The organism is Bacillus sp. LL01, from assembly GCF_001037965.1.
In genome coordinates this window covers 1-3,705 of sequence record NZ_LFEL01000222.1, presented here as the reverse complement: position 1 = coordinate 3,705, position 3,705 = coordinate 1, and the positions used below count along the sequence as shown (strand labels likewise).

The following is a 3,705-nucleotide window of genomic DNA, read 5'->3' as shown; positions in this document are numbered from 1 at the left end:
GTAGAGTTAGAAAACAAACATAAAGAGATATGTAGACAATTAGAAAACGTTAAAGAAGAATTGACCCTTTTGAATACTCAATACGAAGAGGCTCAACAAAACTATACTATTGAACGAGCTACGCTTGTTGAAAAAATAAAGAGTTTGCAAAATAACAACCCCCTTCAAAAGGGTCATCGTTCAGATGAAAATGCCGGAGAGAGAATACCAAAGGAGGAAAACTCCTCCTCTCCTTCAGTGGATGGGTTTGAAACGGAGAGCAGCTGGTTCCACCGCAGCCTGTTAAACCATAATGATAATGATGATGAATGATCAACAAAAACCGGATGAGTATTCATCCGGTTTTTGTTAGTGGAATCATTACATTATTTCTTCTTCCTACAACAACCTTTCCCTATAGTACCTTGAGATTTCTTCGTCATTTTTCTCCCGAATTCAGCTTTTTGGCCTGGCTTTTGTTTTGAATTAAAAGCTGATGTTTGACTCGAGCGCTTTATCATTTTACTCCCTCCTCCCCTCTTACTTCACAATATGAAAGAAATCAAAGAAGGTCCTCCTTACTTGCTTTTTCTTTTTCATAGTTACAGCACATTCGCCCTTTTCGCAATTTAACTCTGAGAAATAAACACCATTTTAGCGGGCTGTCATACTATACAGTAGTCTGAAAACCTACTTACAGCCTTTTTTTAGGATGTAATGCAGGTGAAAAAATAGGAGGTATACTGATGAGTCATAATAAAAAGCAAAATGTATGTATTAATGCCAAGAAAGTTTTTGACTGGGTTATTAGACCTGTCAATGTAACAAAATCTTTTAGCAATAAAGAACTTTGTGATTTATTTGATGAAGATTTAAATGAATTATGCGAAACTACAAATGGGTGCGCACCTCATTTCAGAGCAGAATGTAAGGTGTTCGATGTAGAAGCAAAGGAAATGAAAAGCGACCGTCAAAAGATGAAAGTCAGAATCAATGGGGAACTTGTTACTCTTCACAAAGTCAAGGTTCTTGTTTCCTTTAAAGTAAAAGTCATTATTTTTGCCGACGGAGATAAAATTAAAACAACGGAGCCAATTGATGTATGTAGTGTTGAAACGTTCTACCTTTGTGCACCTAAAGGAACTTGTGTTGACGCAACGGTTTTAGATGGAGAATGCGAAGCTGAATTTTTCTGTTGTAACGATACAGCTAACCTAACATTAAGTKCTGATTTTTGCTTAGACGTCCAAGTTACCGATTTCGTAAAACTTGAAGTAGAAGCATCTTACTGCAACCCACGTGATGAGTTCCCTATTTCAGATATGGTTGTGTGCAGACCTGAAAAAGAACCGAAGCAATGTCCGGATGTATTTCCAGGTAAACATAAATGTTAATCAGATGAAATCGAAAATCGAGCAAAAGCATCTTAGCTAAATTGCTCGATTTTCTTCTGCTTTACTAGTTAGCCACATAAGTATTAGTAATACTTTGTCTAACTAGGAGRATTGAACATGTCCAAATCTTCGCAATCAAAAAAAGCATCCACTGCAGACATTCAAACCCAACAAAAATTACTTTACTACCGGTCTGAGTTAAATAARTTAAGAACGACCATTGATAGGCAAGAAAAGAAGATAAAAGAACAAAGTGAATCGATTCACTCATTGATTACCAAGGTATACGAACAACCAGATCAAATAATTCAACCAACAGAAGAAACCATTGAAGATTCTGTACTTTTACAATGTGATTGTTACTTTTCATACACATTAGTCATACCAAAACAAGATGATGACGAGCCGATCACAATGATAGGAGACTTCATCATAAGGAACACCGGTTCAATCCCTTTGCAAGAGCCAGTTATTTGTATTGAATATAACCACCCTAAACTTGCTAATCTATCAGGTAAGATTAAGTACGGACCGACAACCTTAACTGATCAATATATTGTCACTGATGAAATTCAACAAGAACCGTGGGAATTTGTTGAGGGAACGACTTTAAAAGAAGCTAAAAAGGCTGGTCTTTTTAGCTTAAAACCAGTGAACCGAACATCTATACGCGCAAATGAAACACTATCCTTTTCTCATTTCGAAATTCAAATACCACCAGATATTGATGAATCAGAAGTTGTTGTCCAAGGGTACATGGCATGTAAAGAGTTTCCTGAAGGTATTCCATCTTTAAATAAGATGATTTGTAACCTGGTATAATTCAATAGCATTAAAAGATGGTAGCCTCAAAAGTTAATGAGGCTACCTTATCTGTTTAATGATTTAATCGTTTGATAGCTGTTTCAATAAACGCAGCAACTCCTGCAAGTGCAAAGATATAGACTATTACAACAAATACCATTGGAAAATAAATAAACCCTACATAAAGGAAGATCGCAGCCCATATACCTGTGCACCAATAGCAACTCAACACATCACCAATAAATCTCTGTATCCCTTTTCCTCGACCAGTGAAGTATTGAAAGGTTTCCCCATTTTCATCACGCTCTTCTTTTAATTCTTGAAAAGGCTTTCTTATAAATTCAGTGATTTCATCAAAGACGAGTAAATGAGTTAATCTAAATACGGCGAGGGCAAGTAAAATAAATTCATACACAGAGAGACTATATATGGCCAACGTTTTCACTCTCCTTTTCCGTAATCTTCTTACCTTATACATACGCAAAAAGAGCAACTCTGACATTATTTTTCACCTAAGACAAACACCCTTTTTTTTAATTGTCATAGGCTAACCTATAGACTATTGCTTCCCCCCTAGCATGAAAGGAGTGTTTTGATGTATTATTACAATCATGATGATGATCATTATCGTCAACAACCATCTGTGCAATTTTTACCACCAAGTGTTATTAGCCAATATGTAAACCAATGGATTACGACAGCTATTCCAGGCTATGGTCAAGTAGTCGCTTATGTTACAGACTTTAATCCGCGCAATGGGATGGTATCTATGTTTATTTACCAATCTCCTTCCTATCAGCCTCAATTTATTCAGGTTCACAATAGTGACCTAGTGGGAATTGCTCCTTACTATGGACCAATCCCACCCCGTCCATCTCAACCGGGTCCCGGACCTGGGCCAGGGCCAGGGCCAAGACCACCAAGACCACGTCCTAGACCTCCATTTTATCCATGGTGGCTCTGGGGAATTGGTTCATCAGGGCCGATCGGCTTTGGAAGTCAACAATTTGGAAGTCAACAACAACAACAACAACCACCTTGGTAAATTAAAAAATCAAGCATCTCATATGAGATGCTTGATTTTCCATTTATAAGGATAAAATGTTGTAACCACTATCTACGTGAAGTAATTCTCCTGTAATCCCTCTAGAGAGATCACTCATTAAAAATAGAGCCGTATCCCCTACTTCTTCTTGAGTAGTTGTGCGACGAAGAGGAGCACGCTCTTCAATCTCACGAAGAACATCATTAAATCCACCAATGCCTTTAGCAGCCAAAGTACGGATCGGACCTGCTGAGATCGCATTTACTCGGATGTTTTCTTTTCCTAAATCATTAGCTAAATATTTCACACTTGCATCAAGAGATGCTTTAGCTACACCCATAACGTTGTAATTGCGAACGACTCATTTGATGAAGGTGGCGACCTTCGGATCATCTTTTAAAAGTAACACCGTATTCAAACGTATGGCCAGTTCATCATTTGTGTATATGGCGTGTATCTGCTTATGGCATGGGATGCAAAGAT

At 37.6% G+C, this 3,705-nt stretch carries 5 protein-coding genes and 2 pseudogenes; 4 read left to right on the top strand and 3 right to left on the bottom strand.

What is annotated here, in order from left to right; all coding sequences use genetic code 11:
- The 3 genes from AB685_RS31555 to AB685_RS28335 all read left to right on the top strand — a co-directional run.
- Positions 1 to 312: hypothetical protein (locus AB685_RS31555; protein WP_047973948.1), on the top strand; the 312-nt coding region annotated here is incomplete at its 5' end.
- A gap of 413 nt (positions 313 to 725) precedes the next feature.
- Positions 726 to 1,373: a hypothetical protein gene (locus tag AB685_RS28340; protein ID WP_047973947.1), complete on the top strand. Its 648-nt coding sequence runs from the start codon at positions 726 to 728 to the stop codon at positions 1,371 to 1,373.
- A 117-nt stretch (positions 1,374 to 1,490) separates the two neighbouring features.
- The gene (locus tag AB685_RS28335; protein ID WP_047973946.1) at positions 1,491 to 2,195 is read left to right on the top strand and encodes a hypothetical protein; all 705 of its coding nucleotides are present in this window, start codon (positions 1,491 to 1,493) and stop codon (positions 2,193 to 2,195) included.
- Positions 2,196 to 2,250: 55 nt separating this feature from the next.
- On the opposite strand, the gene AB685_RS28330 is transcribed toward AB685_RS28335, so the two are convergent.
- Entirely contained in the window at positions 2,251 to 2,613 is a 363-nt protein-coding gene (locus AB685_RS28330; protein WP_241773412.1) for a DUF1360 domain-containing protein, read from the bottom strand.
- Between the two features lie 159 nt (positions 2,614 to 2,772).
- Here AB685_RS28330 and AB685_RS31900 point away from each other — a divergent pair, with 159 nt between their 5' ends.
- Positions 2,773 to 3,222: a hypothetical protein gene (locus AB685_RS31900; protein ID WP_047973945.1), complete on the top strand. Its 450-nt coding sequence runs from the start codon at positions 2,773 to 2,775 to the stop codon at positions 3,220 to 3,222.
- Positions 3,223 to 3,265: 43 nt separating this feature from the next.
- On the opposite strand, the pseudogene AB685_RS28320 reads toward AB685_RS31900, so the two are convergent.
- Together AB685_RS28320 and AB685_RS32260 are read right to left on the bottom strand one after the other, a co-directional pair.
- A pseudogene (locus tag AB685_RS28320) lies at positions 3,266 to 3,583 on the bottom strand (SDR family oxidoreductase); the annotation flags it as partial.
- A gap of 3 nt (positions 3,584 to 3,586) precedes the next feature.
- Positions 3,587 to 3,705, bottom strand: a pseudogene (locus AB685_RS32260) (HNH endonuclease); the annotation flags it as partial.

Coding starts and splice junctions, on each gene's coding strand:
- AB685_RS31900 (WP_047973945.1), top strand. CDS start 2,773: ATGTATTATTACAATCATGATGATGATCATTATCGTCAACAACCATCT.